This window comes from Alteromonas hispanica (genome assembly GCF_010500915.1).
In the GTDB taxonomy this organism is placed as follows: Bacteria; Pseudomonadota; Gammaproteobacteria; order Enterobacterales; family Alteromonadaceae; genus Alteromonas; species Alteromonas hispanica.
The window spans coordinates 1-21,974 of sequence record NZ_JAAAWP010000009.1 but is presented as its reverse complement, the minus strand read 5'-3'; the positions used below and the strand labels follow the sequence as shown (position 1 = coordinate 21,974).

Below are 21,974 nucleotides of genomic sequence, written 5' to 3'. Positions count from 1 at the left end.
CCTAAAGGCTAGCTATTTCGCAGCCACCAAAATATCGACTTGGGCACCCGTGTTATCTGGTGAAATTACAATTTTGGTATGACGTTCTTTTGATGTAATGAGCGTGCGCTGATTAACGGCTGGATGGGTTTTGAACATCGGCAATTGCTCTTTGTAAAATCTAATTACCTGAGATGGAGACATAGCGGTGTGGTAAACCATAGCCGCCGGAATTTCGCTTTCAAATTGCTGGCACTGCGTGGCATCTGAAGACAATACAATTGAATGGAACTCACTAGGGCATGATACTGTGCTTGGCGTACCCATAGCAGCACCGCTTTGTAATTTTTCCTGCTGCGCCACCGATAGTTTATCAGCATGCGTAACCCCACTCCCCAATAATGTAAGGGTAACAGCAACGGTTTTCAGCAACAGTTGTGTACTGGGCAAAAAGCTTAACTTGTTATTCATGGTGAACACATTCTCATTATATTTATATATTGTTGCGCTAACCTTATACACGGATTCATATCCCGTATAGATAGAATATTTGGATTAACACTTATTTGATAGTAAAAAGAATAGCGAAGAACTTCAACTGAACCTTTGTTCTTTCAGGTATATCAAAAGCGAAAAGGGTATACCGTATATTTATCCACACTGGTATTAGAACAGAAATTGTAGCCTGTAAAACGCGCCTATAAAAAACAAAAAAGGCTTAAGCGCGATATGCGTTTAAGCCCTTTTTATGGTTTCATGAGCTAAGCAGACTAAACGCCCATAAAGTCCATAATACCTTCAGCGGCTTTACGGCCTTCATCGATGGCAGTTACTACCAAATCACTTCCTCTTACCATGTCGCCACCAGCAAAGATTTTAGGATTAGAAGTTTGGTAAGCAAACTTGCCGGCACGAGGCGCGCGAACGCGACCTTTTTCGTCAAGCATGATTCCAAAATCACCAAACCATGGTGCAGGACTTGGTTGGAAGCCAAAAGCGATTATAACAACGTCAGCTTCAAGAATATGCTCTGAGCCTTCCACCTCAATAGGGCGGCGACGACCGTTTGAATCTGGTGGACCCATTTCAGTTTTAACCAACTTAACGCCTACGGCATTGCCGTTGTCATCAACAGCAATATCTAGTGGTTGAAGGTTAAACTTAAATTCGACACCTTCTTCTTTCGCATTTACTACTTCGCGACGCGAACCAGGCATGCTTTCTTCATCACGACGGTAAGCACAAGTCACGCTTTTGGCGCCTTGGCGAATAGACGTGCGCAAGCAGTCCATGGTGGTATCACCACCGCCAAGTACCACTACGCGTTTGCCTTTCATATCGATAAAGTCAGCGGGGTCTTTTTCTAGGCCCATTACACGGTTGGTGTTGGCAATCAAAAACGGCAGCGCTTCGTGAACACCGTGCACGTGTTCATTGTCAAAACCACCCTGCATCGACTTGTAGGTTCCCATGCCTAAAAATACTGCATCGTATTTGTCTAGAACTTCTTGGAACTCTATGTCTTTACCAATTTCAGTATTAAGTACGAACTCAACACCCATGTCAGTAAAGATTTGGCGACGCAGTTTAATCACGTCTTTTTCGAGCTTGAACGATGGAATACCAAAGGTCAGTAACCCGCCAATTTCTTCATATTTGTCGTAAACAACCGGCTTAACGCCGTTTCTTACTAAAATATCTGCGCAAGCCAATCCTGCTGGTCCCGCGCCCACAATAGCGACTTTCTTGTCTGTCCAAACAACATCTGACATATCTGGGCGCCAGCCCATCTCGAAGGCTTTGTCAGTAATATACTTCTCTATACTACCAATAGTAACCGCACCAAAGTCGTCGTTGAGGGTACATGCACCCTCACAGAGTCTGTCTTGAGGACATACGCGACCGCACACTTCCGGCAAGCTATTTGTTTTATGTGAAAGCTCTGCGGCTTCTATAATTCTGCCTTCGTTCGCTAAGTCGAGCCATTGCGGAATGTAGTTGTGCACTGGGCATTTCCATTCACAGTATGGGTTACCGCAGTCCAGGCAGCGATCTGCCTGGCCTTCGGTTTGCGACTGACTCAGCGGCTGATAAATTTCAGCGAACTCTTCTTTACGCACCATGATCGGCTTTTTAGGCGGATCGATACGTTCAACGTCGACAAATTGATATACGTTCTTTGCCATTAACTAAATCCTCCTATTGAGCCTGAATGCGCAGTTCTGCGCTTGAACGACTGATGTGACCAAGTAAGTTTTTCACATCACTGGTTTTAGGCTTAATAAGCTTGAAGCGTGATAGCGTTGCATTGAAGTCAGTAAGCAATGACAACGAGTGTTCGCTGCCTGTTTCTTCATAATGCTGATTAATCAGGCCACGTAAATGCTCGGCAAGAATTGCCTTGTCGTCAATTGACATAATATCAACGAGATCAGCATTAACGCGGTTTTCAAGGTCGTCGCCATCATCCATTAAGTAAGCAAAACCACCTGTCATACCGGCACCGAAGTTAACGCCCACGGGGCCAAGCACTGCAACAATACCGCCGGTCATGTATTCACAACCGTTGTCACCAATGCCTTCAACAACCGCAATAGCGCCAGAGTTACGAACGCCGAAACGTTCACCTGCACGGCCGGCAGCAAATAACTTACCGCCAGTTGCACCATATAGGCAGGTGTTACCCATAATTGCGCTGTCGTGTGCGTCGAATTCGATGTTTCTTGGCGGGTGGATAACCAGCTTACCGCCAGTCATGCCTTTACCCACATAATCGTTAGCATCACCTTCTAAATGCATGTGTAAGCCACCTGCATTCCACACACCGAAGCTTTGCCCGGCTGTACCGGTTAGTTCAACCTTAATCGGTGTATCTTCGAAGTCGTGATTACCGTGATGTTTTGCAATTTCACCTGAAAGCAATGCACCTACCGAGCGGTCTGTGTTGCGAATGGGGTACTTAAGCGTAATCGACTCGCTATTTGCTACTGCACGATGTCCATCATTGAGCATTTGTGCATTTAGCTCACCTTTGTCCATTGGCGCGTTGGTCGTCTGCGAACAGAACAAACGCGTATGCTCACCGGCTACAGGCTGCGCAAGTAGCGGAGATAAATCTAAACGATTTTGTTTCGCGGTAATACCATCAAGCACTTTCAGTAGCTCAGTTCGACCAACCAAATCATCGAATTTGCTCACACCAATAGACGCCATAATTTCGCGTACTTCTTGGGCAATAAACTTGAAGTAGTTCATTACCATTTCTGGAAGACCGATAAAGTGGTCGTCACGAAGCTTCTGATCTTGAGTTGCAACACCGGTCGCACAGTTGTTTAGGTGACAAATTCTTAGGTATTTACAGCCTAATGCCACCATAGGTCCAGTACCGAAACCAAAGCTTTCAGCTCCTAGTATACCGGCTTTAACTACGTCTAAACCTGTCTTCAAACCACCATCGGTTTGAACGCGAACTTTATGACGCAATCCGTTTTCGATAAGCGCTTGCTGAGTTTCAGAAAGACCAAGTTCGAATGGGCTACCTGCGTATTTAACCGAGGTTAGTGGGCTGGCCCCAGTTCCGCCGTCATATCCTGAAATGGTAATAAGATCGGCATATGCTTTTGCAACACCAGTTGCAATTGTGCCTACGCCAGGCTCCGATACCAATTTCACAGAGATAAGTGCAGTTGGGTTAACCTGCTTCAAATCAAAGATAAGCTGGGCTAAATCTTCAATAGAATAAATGTCGTGGTGCGGTGGTGGTGAAATAAGCGTTACACCTGGCACAGAGAAACGAAGCTGTGCAATGTACTTATTCACCTTGTCACCAGGTAGCTGACCACCTTCTCCGGGTTTCGCGCCCTGGGCCACTTTAATCTGAATGACGTTAGCATTTACCAGATAATGCGGTGTTACACCAAAACGGCCTGAAGCCACTTGCTTAATTTTTGAGTTCTTCTCGGTACCGAAGCGAGATGGATGTTCGCCACCCTCTCCAGAGTTCGATTGCCCACCTAAGCGGTTCATTGCAATGGCTAAGGCTTCGTGAGCCTCTGGGCTCAGTGCGCCAATTGACATCGCTGCAGTATCAAAGCGCGGGAAAAGATTCTCCGGACCTTCTACATCGCTTATATCAATAGGATCGCATTCTGGATTTAGTGCGAGCAGGTCGCGGATATGCGACGGCGCACGCTCATTCACTAGCTTGGCATACTCTTGATAGTCGGTGTATTCACCAGAAACTACCGCTTTTTGCAACGTTTTTACAACGTCAGGGTTGTACGCATGGTACTCGCCGTCGTGTACGTATTTTAGTAGACCGCCATGTGAAATAGGCTTGCGTTTTAGCCAAGCAATACGGTTCAAGTTAATGTGATCTTGGTGGAAATCATCAAAACTTGCGCCTTCAATACGCGACGTTACACCTTTAAAGCAAAGCTGCATCACTTCGTTGTTGATACCAATTGCTTCAAACAGTTTGGAGCTGCGGTAGCTAGCTACTGTGCTTATGCCCATTTTCGACATGATTTTGTACAAGCCTTTGTTGATACCTTTACGGTAGTTCAACGTGGCCTGCATAGGCGAAATATCTAGCTCGCCTTTTTCACATAGCTGTTCAATGGTCTCGTATGCAAGGAATGGGTAAACCGCTGTTGCGCCTAAGCCGATGAGTACCGCAAAGTGATGAGGATCGCGAGCACTCGCCGTTTCAACTACTACGTTTGCATCGCAGCGTAGAGATTTTTCTACAAGACGCTTTTGAACCGCACCTACGGCCATAGCTGCAGGAATTACCAAACGGTTTTTCTTGATATTGCGATCTGAAAGTATGACAAACGCCGCGCGCTTGTTCTTAACCAGCATTTCCACTTCGTTACAAATTCTCTCAACAGCCTTTTTCAAGCCTTCTTGAGGAGCGTATTGAAGTTCAATGACCTCAGAATAATAGTATTCTGGGTTAAACTCTCGAAGCTGTTTAAGATCGGTATACATCAATATCGGCGAGTCGAACAACACGCGATCGGCGTAACCCGAGGTTTCGCTAAATACGTTTTGCTCGCGGCCTATACAAGTTGCCAGCGACATCACGTGATTTTCACGCAGCGGATCGATAGGCGGATTTGTTACCTGTGCAAATTGCTGACGGAAGTAATCGTAGATGGTGCGTTGACGAGACGACATAACCGCCATCGGAGTATCGTCACCCATAGAGCCAACGGCTTCTTGACCGTCTTTTGCAAGTACCTTCACAACCTGCTGGATTTCTTCATAACTGTATGCGTGAAGTTTGTGATATACGGCCATCGCGTCGTCATCGAAGACACGCTTACCAATAAGAGATGCATCTAGCTTTTCAATTGGCGTTAGACGACGAATGTGCTTTTCTAACCATTCTTTATAAGGATGTCTTGCCTTAAGCTCTTCATCTATTTCAGTTGAGCGCCAGATTTTGCCGGTATAAGTATCTACCGCAAGCATTTCACCTGGCCCAACTCGGCCTTTTTCAATTACATCTGACTGCTCGTAATCCCAAATACCTACTTCTGAAGCAAGGGTAATAAAACCATTTTTGGTAATAACGTAGCGCGCTGGACGAAGGCCGTTTCTATCCAAGTTACATGCAACGTGACGGCCGTTGGTTAACACGATTCCCGCAGGGCCATCCCACGGTTCCATGTGCATAGAGTTAAACTCGTAAAATGCACGTAGGTCGTCGTCCATTGTTTTGTTGTTTTGATACGCTGGCGGCACTAATAAACGCATGGCGCGGAATAAATCCATACCGCCTGCGAGGAATAGCTCAAGCATATTGTCTAAAGACGACGAATCTGAGCCTTCAGTGTTAACAAAAGGTGCTGCGTCTTTTAGATCTGGAATAAGTGGCGTTGAAAACTTCGCCGCTCGAGCCATAGCCCAATCGCGGTTCCCTTTAATGGTGTTAATTTCACCATTGTGCGCAAGGAAACGGAATGGTTGAGCAAGTGGCCAACGAGGCAAGGTATTTGTAGAGAAACGCTGGTGAAAAACACAAATGGCGCTTTTCATGCGTTCGTCAGCTAGATCAAGATAGAAGGTTGGTAAGTCTTTCGGCATTACCAAGCCTTTATAAATAGTTACAAGTCCAGATAAACAGGCAACATAAAAGTCTGGATCGTTTTCAAGGCGCTTTTCAGCACGACGTCTAATCATATAAAGACGACGTTCTAGATCGCGTTTTCTCCACCCCGCAGGGGCGTTAACGAAAACCTGTTCTATTTGTGGTACACCGGTAAGGGCAAGTTCGCCGAGCACAGATTTGTCAACTGGCACTTCTCGCCAACCCACCACAGACAGGGTTTCTTTTTCTAATTCTTCATTGAGTACTTCACGCGCGGCTTGCGCAAGTACAGGGTCCTGATTCAAAAAAACCATACCAACGCCATACTTCTTACTCAGCTTCCAGCCGTTCTCAGAGGCGATGGAATGGAAGAAGGCGTCTGGCTTTTGTAGCAATAAACCACAGCCGTCACCGGTTTTACCGTCGGCAGCGATACCGCCTCTGTGTTGCATTCGGTCTAAACCGTGAATTGCAGTGGTCACCAATTCATGACTGGCTTCCCCGTGAGTGTGGGCTATTAGGCCGAACCCACAGTTATCCCGGGAATCGTTGGGATTGTATAAACTCATCTATTAACTCCTTCAACCTTTAGACTGGGCAAGGTATGCGTTGCGTGCAGATGCGCCTAGGTTTGCGTATCGAAACATAATTAGACATCTTTTCGTGCTCAAGCAATTATTCTGATGAATAACGCCGGCACATGCGTCTTTCTTGTCGTTAATTATTATTAGAGGGTTCCAGCCGTTCCGCATTTTTATGCATTGATGCGATGCGGGCCGTACAAAATACCCACATTGAAAACTAAAATCAAACCTAAAAAAAGCTATGGAACTAGTGAATTAGTATAATGATAAAAAATAATAGCCTTATCAATGTGATACATGCATTAATTTAGGTTTGTAACAATAATGTTATAAAGTGATTTTGGGTAAATGAAAATTTCAAACAAATGATAATACTTCTCATTCATTAATTTTATTTGAATAATTATTCAGTAAATTCTTTGTTTTATCTAGTCAAGAGCCTGTTTTTTGTATTTTTATTTACTTGTAAATAAACCGTTCCACTTAAATAAGTAATTTGCTATATTGAACAAAGTTTAATCACTTGGGCGTGATCTTGTGAATATAGAGTAGTTAGAATTCACTGTAGTCGAACTCGCTAGCAATCAGAATAATCAATGTTGTGACCATGCTATATTCGACGATATCAGAGACAATAAAACTACATAATCATCGGTTATCAGGTGATAACATTTCTCACGTCACCACTTTGAATACGTCGGGTGAATTTAAAGAGTTGCCCGATACTCTTGTTATTCACTTCACCGGCGGTGGGAGCTTGGCTTCTTCTGTTAAGCATATGCAGAACAAAGACAGTAAGGTGTCAGCCCATATTGTAGTGGGGCAAAATGGTGACGTCGTGCAGCTCTTGCCGTTTAATGCCATAGCATGGCATGCAGGTAAAAGTAGCTTCGACGGGCGCCAGCAGTTAAATAATTACTCCATTGGCATTGAGTTAGACAATGCGGGTCAGCTTAAAGCCAGCGGCCACGGTGAATATTCAAGTTGGTTTGGTAAAAAGTACCAGCCCGGCGAGGTATTCGTTCACACAAACGCCAACTCATCAGCGCCACTTCAAACCTTTTGGCATAGATACAGCGAACGACAGCTGCAACGCACGTTTGAATTATGCAGGGTACTGTGTGATCACTATCATATTAGGTATGTTGTAGGTCATCAGGAAATAGCACCAAAAAGAAAGGTAGATCCGGGCCCCGCGTTTCCCTTAAATAAGCTTCGCAGTTATTTGGTTAACCAAGCGATAAGTGCTCAAGCTCTTGATGTAGCCATAGACGAGTCTGAAACCTAAAAGAAGAGGCCTTTGTCTAAATTATCATCGCCAAATATGACTACACTAGTTTATGGCACTTTTTGATGCATTCCAGAAAACGATAAAGCCTGATAGGATAGAGAAAATGGTTACAGACTAGACGTACATGCATTCAGACTCCCCTAATGACTCTTGGGCTATTCGATTTGCCCAATTTGTGCAGCGCTTCGGCACCTTAAAACTCAGTATTTTATTTGTTGTATTTTCCCTGGTATTTACCTTGGGTGGCTCATATGTCATTCGTGTAAGCCTGGGCAGTCAGGTACAGCCCGATGATTTCATCAGTGCAGTGGTGCTTACTATGCTCTCGGCACCTTGGGTATTGTACTTTTTTAGTGAGCTTATAAAGCAGCTTGAAAACTCACGCACAAATTTGAAAGAAGTGGTTAGCCAACTTGAAAGTCTTCGTGAGGAAGATGTGTTTTTAAATCGTGAGCTTCAGAGCAACATACGCCAGTTAAATCACGAAATTGAGCAGCGCAAAATTGCCCAAGAAGAGCGCGAAGGTCTCTTTAAAGACTTGGAACAAGAGATAAAAAATAAATCTGAACAAGAAGCTCAGGCGCGCAGGTTATCGACTTTACTGCGTTCTATTATCGATGCATCGCCAGACCTAATATACTATCGCAATGAAGAAGGGCAGTTTGCAGGCTGTAACCGTATTGCCGAGCTAATGACAGGCAAGACTGAGCAAGAGCTGCTTGGACTAACCCCTGAAGATGTCTACGAAGAAGAATTAGCTCGACAAATTGTTGCTAGTGATCACGAAGTACTTGAGACAAATGCCAGTATCACCGAAGAGTTGTGGCTTAAATTTGCCGATGGCAGACGCCGTTACTTCGAAATGAAGCGCGTTCCTTTCTTTGATAAAGAAGACAACAGACTGGGTTTGCTATCGTTTGGTCGAGATATGACCGAGCGCAAACAAGCGGAAAATGCAGCAGCAAAAGCCAACACAGATAAAACTCGCTTTATTGCCACCATCAGTCATGAGCTGCGAACGCCGCTTAACGGCATTGTGGGCTTAAGCCGCATGCTTCGCGATACCGAACTCTCTGAAGAACAATTTAGCTGGGTAAGTACTATTTATGCTAGCGCTATAACATTGGGTAACATTTTCAACGATATTATCGACTTAGACAAACTTGGTAGAGACAAACTAGAGCTGAGTTTGAAAACCATATCGCTGAAAGACTTCACCGAAGAGCTCAGCAGTATTATTCGATTACTTGCTGGAGATAAACAGCTCGAGTTGAAAACGACTATAAAAGAGCCATTGCCTCGTTTAGTTGAAATAGACGGCACGCGACTGCGCCAAATATTGTGGAATATCCTTTTCAATGCGGTGAAGTTTACTCAAAAAGGCCATGTAAGCCTGTCGGTTTCTGCCACCAAGCCTGAAAATGACAAAGCCTTTGTTACCTTTATTATTGAAGATACCGGCGTGGGTATTCCTGAAAGTGAAATAGACAAAATTTTTGCCATGTATTATCAGGTTGATCACCCAGATCACCAATCGGCTACCGGTACGGGAATAGGGTTGGCAATCTGTAAGCAGATGGTCGATTTGATGAGCGGTGAAATTAACGTTACCAGTACCGTAGGTAAGGGAACGCGCTTTGAAATTATTCTTCCGGTTCAAATTTCTAATAGCCCGATGAAAGTGGCAGAGCTTGAAGTAACAGGCTTAAACATATTACTGGTAGAAGATATTGAGCTGAATGTGATGGTAGCTAAAGCGCTGCTTGAAAAGCTCGGCCAGCGGGTTGACGTGGCCATGACCGGGCAAGAAGCCTTAGATAAAGCCAGAGAAACACAGTACGACCTAATCTTGCTCGATATTCAGCTACCCGATATGACAGGGTTCGATGTAGCCAGCACGCTGATTGAAGAAGACCTGGTGATGCAAACGCCCATAGTTGCACTAACCGCTAACGTAATTAAAAAGCGTGATGAGTATTTAGAAAACGGTATGGACGACGTTATTGCCAAGCCTATTAAAAAGTCTCGAGTGATTGAGGTATTTAATGATCTATTCCACGCTCCGCCAGCGCCGTTAGAAATAGAGGGGCAGGTTGAGCGCGCAGAGCCCAACAAAACATTAAGTAACATTTTAGATATGGACTTGTTGGAGATGTTAGTAGATACCATAGGGGATGACATGGTTCGGGCGAGTGTAAAAGTTTTCCAAGAGAAAATGCCTGAATACATGGAAATACTGCAGTTGAGTTTAACCGCTGACGAAAAGTCAGAAGTATGTTCTCAAGCCCATAAAATTAAAGGGGCTGCGGGCTCGGTAGGCTTAGCTAGAGTGCAGCGTATTGCTAATCAAATTCAACAGGGCGATCACCCTACGTGGTGGGAAAACGTTCACGACTGGGTTGAAGAGTTGCAAATGGCGGTACAGCACGATATGAAAGGGTTGAATAGCTGGCTAAACGAGCAGCAGTTTGACGACTAGCGCTTTGAGCCTGCATTGCAAAATTCACTCTACAAGGAATAGGTAAATGTTTTCAGCCTCAAACACAGGAGGGTTTTCTAACGAACCCTTATCTCAGGATGACCTTCCGGCGTTAGAGGCTTTACCACTAACTCCCGTTTCAAAAAAATATCGCCTTATAAATTTAGGTGTAAGCGCCACTATTACGCTACTTATACTTAGCGCTATTACTACAGGGCGATACCAAACATTCTTCAGCATACCCGATGAGTTGAGGCGAATATTTCCCTACGCCTTTGCTGTTGTAGCAATTTTAGGGGTGTTGTGGTTTACCTATCATTTCTTTGCCGATAAAAAAATCAAGTTTGCGGTAAGAGAGCAGGATATCAGCAAGCAATCGGGACTGGTCTTTCGTCAGTTATCCTGTCAGCCCATACTTCGTGTGCAACACGTTGAGCTAAAACGAGGCCCTCTTGCGCGCTGGGCCGGGCTTGCATCGCTTCAGGTGTTTTCAGCTGGTGGCGAGATGCATACGTTTGAAATACCTGGTTTGGAAGTGGATGACGCAAACCGAATAAGGCAGTTCATACTCGATCATAAAGATGTGAGTGCGCGCTAGTGGACACCAAATCTGTTGAAGAAGTAAAAGCTGATGCAGAGGTAAAAGCTGGCGTTGAAGTAGAGACCGGTGATGCTTGGCAGAGGCTCGCTTTAATTGCCATACTGTATTTTTCAGTGCGAAATATAAAAAATTCTGCTCAAGGCCTTATTTACATCATCCCCGCTTTGGCCATTGGTTCTAACATTCTCAGTAATTTAAATTCACCGGAGGCGTACATAACCATAGGTGTATTGGTTAGCACAGCGGTGATAAGTGGTTTAATCAGCTTCTTTATGTATACGTTTCGAATACACAACCAGCATGTAGAAATTCATACTGGCGTGTTTCAGCGTCGCTACACCAATTTACCCTTCTGGCGTATACAAAACGTAAAAATAGAACATCCTTTTTATTATCGTCCCTTTGGTTATGCACTGGTGGTGCTAGATACAGCAGGAAGTGGCAAAGAAGAAGCCAATATTGTCGCTGTACCTTTAGCGTATGCAAATGCATTACGTAAGCAGGTATTGGCAGAAAAAACAAAAGACGATGGCGGTAATCATCACCAAGCTCCTGTAAGCGATAGCGAAATTAATGAAGCAGATAATGCCGGGGCTTATCAAAATAACACTAACGAACACGACGAAGAGGTGCTTAACACCCGTTCGATTGGCGATATTGTTATTCACGGCATTACCAACAATCGAGTGTGGATAATACTTGGTGCTGCGGCACCATTTTACGACGATGCTATTGGCTTAGTCTCGGAATGGCTGGCCGACAAAGGACTTCAACTCAATCAGTTGGTGGGTGAGCAGACTGTGGCATGGTGGCAGTTCGGGCTTTACGCCTTTGTAATTCTGATGATGCTTATGGCCGCTATGGCACTGCTCAGTGTGGGTGGAGCACTATTTACTTTTTATGGCTATACCTTATCTCGCAGTGACGACCGGTATATTCGCCGCAGCGGGTTGCTTAATAAACAAGAAGTCAGCATGCGAGCCTCCCGTATTCAAATGATCACCGCTAAGCAAGACTGGCTGGATAAAGTACTCAAACGAGTCAACTTGTACTTTGAACAAAACTCCACGGCAGGTCAACAAGTTCAAGAGCTCATGTCGCCAAATAAGCTTATTGTGCCATCGGTTACAGAGCAAGAAGCGGTTGCACTGAGTCAAGAAGTGATGCCGAACTGCCAGCTACATCGAAGCGACTACCTTGGTATCAGTAAGCGATTTATTCTTCATTGGTTACTTACGGCGTGGAGTATCCCAGTCTCAATATTATTGCTCATTGGGACTGTATCTGCGGAGCTCGATATTTTGCTCGCGTCTTTAGGACTGTTGATATTGGCAAGCTTGCTTCTAACGCTGCGATGGTGGCGTTGGGGGATCGCTTCTGATAGCCAATATGTTTACATAAGACGTGGTCGAATTGGTGTTGATTACCTGTGCTTCGAGCCTTACAAAATACAGCAGGTTATTGTTAAGCAGAGCGTGTTTATGCGAAGACGAAAACTGGCTTCAATCAAGTTCGTTTTGGCTTCAGGCTCGGTTACAGTGCCTTTTTTACCAGAGGGTTATGTAAAAACACTCGCCAATAATGTGCTATTGGAGGTTGAGTCTACGCGGAAGTCTTGGATGTAATGGTGCCTGCAATAACAAAACATAAGTGCCCAGCTATCAAATGATAGCGGGCACTTTGTTGAATACCCAAGCAGTAACGCTACTTTATTTCGCGTAATAGGCTTTGGCATCTAGCACGTCATAACATGCGCCCATGGTGTGATAATCAGTTTTACCAATGGGGCTTTTTGTAGTTTCGAGTTTGTCATTTTTCTCCGACAATATTCTAAACCAAGCGCCATGTTTATGGTCTACCAAGTGCTGCCAAGAATACTCCCAAATTTTATGATACCAGTGCCAATATTTCTCTTCTCCGGTTTCCATCGCTAACCTCGCAGCACAAGCAAAAGACTCGGCTTGAACCCAAAAATATTTGTCGCTGTCACAAATATCATTGTCTGGAGCAAAGCCATAGAATAATCCACCGTTATTATCATCCCAACTGATATCAATGACTGAGTCGAATAATGAACGAGCACGTTCAACTAACCATTCATCTGGCTGGTATTGATAGATTTGAAGTAATAGCTTGGCCCACTCTGTGTGATGCCCTGGTTGGAACCCCCATGGGCGAAATAAGTTTTTAGGATCATCTTTATTATAGTCCCAGTCAACTTCCCAATCACAGGTGTAATGTTCCCAAATTCGTCCCTTAGCCTTGGCGGCTTGACGCAGAGTTATATTGTTTCCAAGAAGTAGTGCACGGTCTAAAAACGGGCGATGTGAGGTAGCTTCATACGCTGCAATGAGCGCCTCGCAGCTATGCATATTTGCATTTTGACCCCGGTAGGTGCTGGATTGTGAAAAGTCTGCATTAAATTCATCTTTGTATAATCCGTATCCTGCATCCCAAAAATACTTTTCCATTAATGAGAATGTCTCGTGGATATACACTTCAGCCTCTTTTACACCGGCGCGAAATGCCCAGCTGTATGCCAACATAACAAATGCTAATCCATAACAATGATTTGTTTCATCAAGTGGCGTATTTTCAGTACCGTCAACAGAAATAAGCCAAGCATAGCCACCGGTTTTAGGCCGAAGATGATAGTCTCTTAAAAACTTCAGGCCAGATTCAACTCGTTCTTTATAGCGGCTATCCCCATAGGCGAGGTAAGCTCTTGCATAGTTAAAGACGAAACGAGTAGAACTAACAAGGTGTCGGGTTTTTTCATCAAATACACTGCCGTCATCCAAAAAATTTTGATGAAAACCGCCTGATATAGCATCTACATGAGGTTCATAGAACGCCAATATGCTTTTGATATGGCGGTGCAAAAAATCCGTCGATGCAAACTTGGGGGGGAAACGCATTTCCATCATTAATTACTCCTTTTCAGTTTGGTTGGGGAGTAACCAGTAAAGGCCCATGGCAGCTGTCCAAGAGAAATCAGCTCCACCACTACGGGCACCCGTTTCAGCGTGAAAAGATTCGTTAAAGCCACTGGCATAAATACACGCTCTACTACCGTCGGTAATGCGTTCTGCTTGGGTGCTAAAGCCGTAATCTTTCAATCCCAGCATAATCATCCAGTTCACATGAAGCCAGATAGGTCCTCTCCAATAACGCTGCGGTTCGTAGTTAGGGTCCTCAGGGTGAGTGGATGAAATAGCAAATTGGCTATGCTCAAGCCAATTATCTAATACAGAAATTAGTGGGGTTGCTTGCTGTTCGTTCACAAGACCTGCGAAAAACGGCAGCAATCCGGCAGACGTGCGCGCTTGGCAAAGGCTATTGCTACGCGTATCGAAGCTGTGGAACATGTTTGTTTTTGCACACCACAATTTATTCATGGCGCTTGCGGTAAGATTCAAACGCTCTTTTAGGTATTCCGTCTGCTCGTTATCTACCCCGGTCTTCTCACATAGCCACAATAGGTCTTTCGTTGCACGATGCAATATAGAAATAATGCTTACATCGTTAACGCGATAAGGGCAATCTTGATAAATCAATGTATCGTCAAAATTCATTTTCCGAAAGAAGTCGACGAGATATAAAAATCGGTCGTATTCTTTTTTGTGGGGGCGTTCTGAGGCATCAATATGACTAGTGTCTCTTCGCGTATATTCCCAATCAATACAAGGCACTGCCTCAAGTGCATCGTCCCATGCCGGGCTATTGTCCATGCCTGACTCCCAAGGGTGATAACTTACCACCAAACCCGTATTTTCAGGATCTCGGTGTTTGTACCACCATAGATGAGAATGAATAAGTTGAGGAATGATGGTTTTAATCTGCGAGTCGGCAAGTGCTCGGTCTTTTGTTTCCTCGTAAAGAATCTTTATGACCGAGGCCAAAACAGGGGGCTGGGTAATAGAAGTGCTGTCTAACTCATTTTTCACACCCCAAATATCAGGACCAGGGAAATAAGTATCAGACTGTTGATGAAAAACAACATGGGGAACCATTCCTGTTTGCCACTGTGCGCTTAGCAAAGATGTTGTCTCTTCCCAAGCTCTTGGCTCGTCGAATGGCAGCCATCCTAGGGCGACAATGGCCGAGTCCCAATTCCATTGAAAGGGATAGAGCCCGTGAGTTGGAACAGTGTACCCACCTAGGTCGTTATTAATGAGAGTGGCTTTTGCTTCTTCGATGAGTTGCGCGTTTTTATGATCTGATACTTTCATTGTTTACCCACTTTGAGTTTTAGATTTTCAGATTATTGCATAATAATTGAAAAATAAAACCCATTTCGGGTTGAAAGTGATAAATTTGTGTTTTATTGTAAATGGGAAGTTAATCAAAAGGTGTGGCGTTGGGCATTGTGTGAAGCCTAACTACAGCATCAAACACAATTGAAATGGTTGGAGATACACAGTGAAAAAACTACTTCTTGCAACGACTATCTCGTCGCTACTAGCTGGTAATACCCTGGCTCAGGACAATGCTCAGGCAACAACTGAAAAAAAGCCTGAGACCAAAAAAAACTATGAGCAGATTGTAGTTACGGGTACAAGTCGTGCGCGTCTTATTGCTGAAACGCCGCAATCGACTACGTCAATGGGGGCGCAAGAAGTAGCAAAGCTATCAATGAGCAGCCAAGCAGACGTTCTCCGCTACGTTCCGGGTATTAAGGTTGAAGGTGGCGGTGGCGAAGTTGCCACAAACCTTCAAGTGCGAGGTTTACCATCATCAGGTCAGTTCCAATTTACACCGTTACTTTACGATGGCTCACCCACATTGAGTGCATTTGGACTCAATTCATCAGCCTACGATGTGTATTACCGAAACGATTTAGGTATTGAACGAGTAGAGTTTGTTAGAGGTGGGGTATCTAACCTCTTTGGTCAGGGATCAGTCGCTGGAGTTATTAACTATTTATCGAAAAAAGGCACGGAGTTGTCAGAAAGTACGGTGCAATTGGAGCTTTCCGACCATAACCGTAAGCGTTTAGACTTCGCCACGAGTGGCCCTCTTAATTAAAAAGGCATGTTTTACGCTTTGTCTGGTTTTTATCGTTATGATGAAGGTCCAATTGATACGGGGTTACCCACAGAGGGTTACCAACTGCGCGGTAACATTCACAAAGAATTTGACGACGGCAGCGGCTACTTCACTATTTACGGTCAAGCTATTAATGATGAGGTACAGTTTTTCCTTCCTTTACCGTTAGATGCTGACTCTAGAGAGAGGGTACCGGGTAACGATGGACGTGATGTGGAGTCTACACAAACTTTTTACGCATCAGGACTTTCATATGACACGGCAGATGGACGTTATCGTTCACCTATAGAGGAAGGCGTTGCAACCCGAGGCGGCTCTATTTCAATGGAGTTTTCAAAGGACCTCGGCAATGATTACAGCATATTGGCGCGAGCAAAATACGCAAGTTACGACCATCAATTTAATCTGTTTTTAGATGGTGACGGGATTATTAATGTACCTGAAACGCAAAGCGAATACCTAGCGAATAGAGGCCTTGATGATTTAGGCAGTGCTGAGTTTACTTATGCAGGGACTGATGTAGTGCTTCCCGAAGGCGATTTGCTGTTCGCTAACCGAGTTTTAGACCGGGATAGACCGGCAACAGACTTTTCGTCAGAGCTCAATATAATTAAGTATCTTGATATTGGTAATTTCTCGCATAGCGTGACCATGGGAACATTTTTTTCAAGTGCTAAGGCTGACGATAACAACGTCATTACCCGCTATTTGGGTGAGTTCAATAATCAGGCCCGTTTAGTTGATTTAACGCTTACCGATTCTGCAGATAATGAAGTGATAGCGAGTCAGAATGGTATTACTGGTCCAGGAATAAGTTTCTCAGACACTACAATTTCAGCAAGGAGAACGGCGTTTTATATTGCAGACCAGATGCAAAACGATGACTGGATAATCGATGTCGGGTTACGCTGGGAACAAATTGACGGTACGATCACTCGAGAGGGAAATCAGTCGGTCTTGGTTAATGATGATCCTTCTCTGGTAGAGGCGCTTCAGGTTAATGTCTCAGGCAATGGCGTATTAACTCATGGCAAAGTTGACAACTCTGAATTGGCCTATTCCATAGCTGCGCTTTACAAAATGGCAGATAACTTTAATGTTTATGCTAACTATTCTCGCGGTTTCTTTTTTCCAGAATTGCGAGGTGTTGCGTTCAACAACAATGGTCAGCCTGGCAGTTATGAAAGTGAAATCGTTAAACAGGCCGAATTAGGAGCCAAGTTCTTTCTAGACGATTTTGTTGGCACAGTTGCGCTATTTAAAACTGACCTCGAAGACAGACGCTCTGTAGATTTTATCAATGATGAAAATGGTGTTGCTGTAGAGGTTCCGATTTTCCAATCAACAGAAGCTTATGGTGTTGAAGTTGTAGGTAGTTACAACATTACTGACGACCTTATTTTCGATGCCAACTTCACCTATACCGATCATGAATTTACGGAATATGATTCAGACCCTTCAGTCATTGGTAATGAATTAAGAAGAAAACCTAAGGTAATGTTCAATTCTTCATTGCGCTATACCTTGGATAATTGGGATATCTCTTTTTATCATAATTACCATGGTAAGAACTTTACTAATGACGCCAATTCAGTAGAGCTTGACGATTTTCACGTTTTCCGCCTAGACACCGGCTATACCTGGGACCTAGGTCAAAGCGATCGTCTTCGCGCCAGTGTTGCCGTGTGGAATCTATTTGATTCAGATGGTATTACTGAGGGGTCACCTCGTTTAGGTAACAATCAAACGGCGGGCGAGTCTTATTTTGTGGGGCGCCCTATACTGCCACGCCGAGTGATGTTGCGTTTGCGTTATGATTTTTAATCGAGATTGACACTCCCCTTTGCTGGTAGTCTCATTGGGCTACCAGCTTTTTATTTCGCAACGTGAATAAAAAGAACAGCATATGAATTTTTTAGATTATTTTGTGGTCATCGGTTACCTAGGTATTCTGCTTTACATGGGTTTCGCCATGCGCGTTCAAGAGAATAAAGGTGACTATTTTCTTGGCGGAAGGTCATTAGGTTGGAAGCCCCTTGCATTATCTGTCATGGCCACCCAGCTCTCTGCAATCAGTTTTATATCTGCCCCTGCTTTTGTTGGTCTTCGCGACGGTGGCGGGATGATTTGGTTATCTTACGAGCTGGGTATTCCCATCGCGATGATTTTATTATTAGGAACAATCCTTCCTACCCTATACAAATCTGGCGTAGTGAGCATTTATGACTTTCTAGAGCAGCGATTTGGACGCTCTACACGCCTTCTAATCAGTATCGTTTTTCAGTTTAGTCGCGCCTTCGCCACCGGTATTATGATTTATGCTGTGTCGATTATTTTGCAAGGCACTATGGGAATAGAGGCATGGCAAGCAGTAGTGCTCACCGGCATTATTACCGTGCTTTATTCGCTACAAGGCGGTATGAAGGCGGTTGTCTACGCGGACGCGATACAAATGGTCATCATTATATTAGGTACTATTGCTTGTATTGCCATTGGGCTGCATGCATTAGGCGGTCTAGATGTGCTTGTTGAGCAAGCCCCTAAAGAGCGACTAACCGCAGTCGATTTTTCTTCATTCGGGTTTAGCGGTGATGGTTTTGGCTTTTTGCCCATGCTATTTGGTGGAATTGTGCTGTATGCGTCGTACTATGGATGTGATCAGACCCAAGCTCAGAGAGCTTTGTCTGCGCAAAATGAAGGCGACTTGCGGAAAATGATTGTGGCAAACGGTATTATTCGTTTTCCAATTACGCTGCTTTATTGTTTTTCGGGGCTTATTGTTGGCACGCTAGCCCTCACCAACGCTGAATTCTTTAACAAAATCCCAGCGGACAACCCAGACTGGTTAATGCCAACCTTTATTCTTAATTACTTGCCTCATGGTTTAATTGGCCTGTTAATCGTGGCAATTCTCTCGGCGGCAATGTCATCGCTAAGTTCAGCGATTAACTCCTTATCTGCGGTAACAATAGAAGACTACTGTCGCGTTACCAATAAAGAGTTGGAGCACAAAAGCTATTTAAAAATGGCGAAGGTGATTGGCTTGGTATGGGGCGGTATTACATTAATACTCTCTCTTTTTGCTGGAAATATTGCACCTACTATCATTGAAGCAATCAATAAGGTCGGTTCTGTATTTTACGGACCAATTCTCGCGTTGTTTTTACTCGCAGTCGCAAGCAAGGCGTTAAGCGGAAAACACGTCAATATTGGTTTAATTGCCGGCGTAGGTACCAACATCGTTGTTTGGCTTTTTATTCCCGATGTTTTCTGGTTCTGGTGGAACGTGATCGGCTTTGCAGTAACTTGTTGCGTGGCGTTAATAGCGCGTATTACTTGGCCAAATAATTCACGCGTACCAGAGCTAGAAAAGCTGAATTTTCATTCAATACTCACAGTAAAAGATGTCAGTATTCTTGTCGGCTTTTTCATTTTCATGCTAACGGTGTGTTTATTACTGCCTTCTCTTTTTTCTTAAAGCCACAAAATTAGTGGCTGTAAAGGTTTTTCATGAACAAAGTATTTCTTTTATCCTTGTATGAGGAAGCGGTAAGGGTAAGTAAGCCAAAACACTGTTTACCTCAATATTTTAACGCTTTCTCAAAAAACGACAGAGTTTGCGTGTTAGGGGTTGGTAAAGCGGCGGCTGATATGGCTGTAGAGGCGCATAACTATTTTGGTAGCAATGCCTATGGTTTAGTGGTAACTCGCTATGGTTACGAAAACACTGAATCCACAGGGAATATTGAAGTACGTCTTGCAGCACATCCGGTGCCAGATGAAAATAGCGTGACAGGTGCGAATGCGCTATTAGCTGCGGCCTCAAGCGTTGAACCCTCAGAAAGCGTTATTTTTCTCATATCTGGCGGCGGCTCTTCACTTGCCTGCGCACCACCATCAACAGTTTCACTAGAGCAAAAGCTGTCGTTGCATAAGTTTCTGTTGCGAAGTGGTGCGAGCATTGAGGAGATGAATACGGTTAGAAAGCACGTTTCTGTTATAAAAGGAGGTCGACTAGCTGCGGCTTCCAAAGGACAAAATACTAGTTTGGTAATTTCCGACGTGGTAGGCGATGATCCTGCGTTTATTGCTTCCGGCCTTACTGTGCAAGATACAACGACCCCCCAAGATGCGATTGCGATTTTGGATAAATATGGCTTTGATAATGCTTCTCCACTGAGAGGCTACCTGGCTAATGCCCCTTTGCTTCCAAAAGTGAAAGGAGACTATAAGCTTGTGGCTAACGCACAAAGTGCTATAGATGCCGCCGTTGAAATGGCAAAAGCGTCCGGATTTTCGACCCGTGTAATTAGTTATACCGAGAAGGGCGAGGCTCAAGAGGTAGCAAAACGTCATGCTCAAATAGCATTAGAATGTAAGCAACAAGGTAAGCCAATTCTATTGTTTTCTGGAGGCGAGTTGACGGTAACGTTAGGCGATTCGAAAGGCGAGGGTGGACCAAACCAAGAATATCTTTTGGCGCTTACGAAGTATTTAGATGGAGAGCCGGGCATATGTGCGCTTGCTGCAGACACAGATGGCGTGGATGGAAGTAAGGACGTTGCTGGTGGATTTATTGATGAATCAACGCTCAGAAACGCGAAAAGAAAAAAGATTGATGTAAACGCGATGTTGGCTGAACACAACAGCTTTGGATTCTTTGAAAGTTTAGAGAGTCACATTAAAGTAGGCCCAACACGAACTAATGTAAATGATTTCAGGGTAATCTATGTGTCATGAAAAGTGAGATAGATACACTGATATATCACCAATACGCCTTTCACCGTGAGATCTGTGATTGACTTACGTATAATACATGTAGCCTAACTCTACTATTAAGAGTGAATGAGATGCTTACATCGTTGAAAAATAATCAGTTTTTGCGCGGCGCCTTTACTTTGGGTAAAGGCGATAAACTGCTGCAAGACAATCCCAAAGCCATTGTAAAACAGGTGTTTTGGAAGCCTGGTATAACTCAAAGAGAAATTTCTGCCGCTACTAAAATTCCTCAACAAAGTGTGTCTCGGTTAGTCAATAGTTTGCTAGAAGATGGCATCATTCGCGGCGCTTGTGACTCTGGCAAGCCATCTTCAGGTTTAGAACCGAACCCTAATTATGCCTATTGTTACGGGCTATCTATTCTTCTTGACGCGATCTCTATAGCGCTTATGAACTTTAAAGGCGAAGTTGTTGCAACTAAGTTTATCGCGCTCGATGATATGGGTATTTCAGCCGTCCTTTCTAGGGCCGTGCAGGAAGTGGAAGAAATGTCATCGGTAAATAACATCGACAGCGCACGTGTACTTGGTATAGGCGTTGGTATTTCGGGCTTTTTTAGTTCGACAGACGGCAAAATGAACACGCATCATGCTATTGAAGAATGGGCAGACATAAACATTGCGGAAACAGTGGCTGAAGCTTTTCAATTGCCCTCCTGGGTTGTAAACGATGGTACAGGAGCCGCAGCTGGTGAAGGAATCGCTGGCGCGGGAAGACGGTATAAAAACTTTGTGTACTTTTTTGTTTCTACGGCTTTTGGTGGAGGCCTTATTAATAATGGCGATATGATTCGCGGTACCCATGGTAACGCTGGCGAGCTCGGCGATATGTTACCGGCTAAGCTCTACAGCCACCCTAACCTTAAGTTACTCGAGCGCATACTGCTAAAACACGGTGTAGATGTTCCTTCAATGTACCAATTAAATGAAACTTTTGACCCTGATTGGCCAGGCGTAGACGAATGGATTTATAAAGTCCAAGATTCCTTGGGTTCTACCCATATTTTACGGACACAGCCATAAAGAGGCATACTATGCCTAGAAGGAGTGTCTATGACCAAACGAAGAAAATATTCCCCGGAATTTAAACGCGAAGCCGTTTTACTGACCCAGCAA

The 21,974-nt window shown here is 44.2% G+C and carries 14 protein-coding genes; 9 read left to right on the top strand and 5 right to left on the bottom strand.

Going from position 1 to position 21,974, the window contains the following annotated elements:
• Positions 1-12: 12 nt before the first annotated feature.
• The 3 genes from GTW09_RS13680 to gltB form a co-directional block, all read right to left on the bottom strand.
• Complete coding sequence (locus tag GTW09_RS13680) at positions 13-450, bottom strand: hypothetical protein (RefSeq protein ID WP_163112345.1); 438 nt, start codon at positions 448-450, stop codon at positions 13-15.
• Positions 451-749: 299 nt separating this feature from the next.
• The gene (locus GTW09_RS13675; RefSeq protein ID WP_100972837.1) at positions 750-2,165 is read right to left on the bottom strand and encodes an FAD-dependent oxidoreductase; all 1,416 of its coding nucleotides are present in this window, start codon (positions 2,163-2,165) and stop codon (positions 750-752) included.
• Between the two features lie 13 nt (positions 2,166-2,178).
• The gene (gene gltB / locus GTW09_RS13670; protein ID WP_163112344.1) at positions 2,179-6,645 is read right to left on the bottom strand and encodes a glutamate synthase large subunit; all 4,467 of its coding nucleotides are present in this window, start codon (positions 6,643-6,645) and stop codon (positions 2,179-2,181) included.
• Positions 6,646-7,267: 622 nt separating this feature from the next.
• Between gltB and GTW09_RS13665 the strand changes: the two genes are divergently transcribed.
• From GTW09_RS13665 to GTW09_RS13650, 4 genes are all read left to right on the top strand, one after another.
• Positions 7,268-7,948, top strand: coding sequence for an N-acetylmuramoyl-L-alanine amidase (locus GTW09_RS13665; protein ID WP_163112343.1), 681 nt, complete (start codon positions 7,268-7,270; stop codon positions 7,946-7,948).
• 127 nt (positions 7,949-8,075) lie between these two features.
• Positions 8,076-10,430: an aerobic respiration two-component sensor histidine kinase ArcB gene (gene arcB / locus GTW09_RS13660; protein ID WP_163112342.1), complete on the top strand. Its 2,355-nt coding sequence runs from the start codon at positions 8,076-8,078 to the stop codon at positions 10,428-10,430.
• A 46-nt stretch (positions 10,431-10,476) separates the two neighbouring features.
• Positions 10,477-11,028 (top strand): PH domain-containing protein, encoded by a 552-nt coding sequence (locus GTW09_RS13655; protein ID WP_163112341.1) that lies wholly within the window; start codon positions 10,477-10,479, stop codon positions 11,026-11,028.
• Positions 11,028-12,656 carry a PH domain-containing protein gene (locus GTW09_RS13650; protein ID WP_163112340.1) on the top strand — a complete coding sequence of 543 codons (1,629 nt, stop codon included), beginning with the start codon at positions 11,028-11,030 and terminating at the stop codon, positions 12,654-12,656. The genes GTW09_RS13655 and GTW09_RS13650 overlap by 1 nt, the downstream gene beginning before the upstream one ends.
• Before the next feature lie 84 nt (positions 12,657-12,740).
• On the opposite strand, the gene GTW09_RS13645 is transcribed toward GTW09_RS13650, so the two are convergent.
• Positions 12,741-13,949, bottom strand: a complete 1,209-nt coding sequence (locus tag GTW09_RS13645; RefSeq protein WP_163112432.1) for an AGE family epimerase/isomerase — start codon at positions 13,947-13,949, stop codon at positions 12,741-12,743.
• Between the two features lie 12 nt (positions 13,950-13,961).
• Positions 13,962-15,263, bottom strand: coding sequence for an MGH1-like glycoside hydrolase domain-containing protein (locus GTW09_RS13640; protein ID WP_163112339.1), 1,302 nt, complete (start codon positions 15,261-15,263; stop codon positions 13,962-13,964).
• Between the two features lie 190 nt (positions 15,264-15,453).
• On the opposite strand from GTW09_RS13640, the gene GTW09_RS17625 reads away from it, so the two are divergent.
• The 5 genes from GTW09_RS17625 (at position 15,454) to GTW09_RS13620 (ending at position 21,881) form a co-directional block, all read left to right on the top strand.
• A complete protein-coding gene (locus GTW09_RS17625; RefSeq protein WP_338024963.1) occupies positions 15,454-16,059 on the top strand; it encodes a TonB-dependent receptor plug domain-containing protein in 606 nt (201 codons plus the stop codon).
• 18 nt (positions 16,060-16,077) lie between these two features.
• Positions 16,078-17,904 carry a TonB-dependent receptor domain-containing protein gene (locus tag GTW09_RS13635; protein WP_239059399.1) on the top strand — a complete coding sequence of 609 codons (1,827 nt, stop codon included), beginning with the start codon at positions 16,078-16,080 and terminating at the stop codon, positions 17,902-17,904.
• An 82-nt stretch (positions 17,905-17,986) separates the two neighbouring features.
• Positions 17,987-19,558 carry a sodium:solute symporter family protein gene (locus GTW09_RS13630; protein WP_163112338.1) on the top strand — a complete coding sequence of 524 codons (1,572 nt, stop codon included), beginning with the start codon at positions 17,987-17,989 and terminating at the stop codon, positions 19,556-19,558.
• 32 nt (positions 19,559-19,590) lie between these two features.
• Positions 19,591-20,820 carry a glycerate kinase type-2 family protein gene (locus GTW09_RS13625; RefSeq protein ID WP_163112337.1) on the top strand — a complete coding sequence of 410 codons (1,230 nt, stop codon included), beginning with the start codon at positions 19,591-19,593 and terminating at the stop codon, positions 20,818-20,820.
• A 110-nt stretch (positions 20,821-20,930) separates the two neighbouring features.
• Positions 20,931-21,881, top strand: a complete 951-nt coding sequence (locus GTW09_RS13620; RefSeq protein ID WP_239059398.1) for an ROK family transcriptional regulator — start codon at positions 20,931-20,933, stop codon at positions 21,879-21,881.
• The last annotated feature ends 93 nt before the right edge of the window (positions 21,882-21,974 follow it).

Excerpts from the sequence above, each read along its gene's own strand:
- GTW09_RS13680 (WP_163112345.1), bottom strand. The coding sequence starts at position 450 with ATGAATAACAAGTTAAGCTTTTTGCCCAGTACACAACTGTTGCTGAAA.
- GTW09_RS13675 (WP_100972837.1), bottom strand. The coding sequence starts at position 2,165 with ATGGCAAAGAACGTATATCAATTTGTCGACGTTGAACGTATCGATCCG.
- gltB (WP_163112344.1), bottom strand. The coding sequence starts at position 6,645 with ATGAGTTTATACAATCCCAACGATTCCCGGGATAACTGTGGGTTCGGC.
- GTW09_RS13665 (WP_163112343.1), top strand. The coding sequence starts at position 7,268 with ATGCTATATTCGACGATATCAGAGACAATAAAACTACATAATCATCGG.
- arcB (WP_163112342.1), top strand. The coding sequence starts at position 8,076 with ATGCATTCAGACTCCCCTAATGACTCTTGGGCTATTCGATTTGCCCAA.
- GTW09_RS13655 (WP_163112341.1), top strand. The coding sequence starts at position 10,477 with ATGTTTTCAGCCTCAAACACAGGAGGGTTTTCTAACGAACCCTTATCT.
- GTW09_RS13645 (WP_163112432.1), bottom strand. The coding sequence starts at position 13,949 with ATGCGTTTCCCCCCCAAGTTTGCATCGACGGATTTTTTGCACCGCCAT.
- GTW09_RS13640 (WP_163112339.1), bottom strand. The coding sequence starts at position 15,263 with ATGAAAGTATCAGATCATAAAAACGCGCAACTCATCGAAGAAGCAAAA.
- GTW09_RS13630 (WP_163112338.1), top strand. The coding sequence starts at position 17,987 with ATGAATTTTTTAGATTATTTTGTGGTCATCGGTTACCTAGGTATTCTG.
- GTW09_RS13625 (WP_163112337.1), top strand. The coding sequence starts at position 19,591 with ATGAACAAAGTATTTCTTTTATCCTTGTATGAGGAAGCGGTAAGGGTA.
- GTW09_RS13620 (WP_239059398.1), top strand. The coding sequence starts at position 20,931 with ATGCTTACATCGTTGAAAAATAATCAGTTTTTGCGCGGCGCCTTTACT.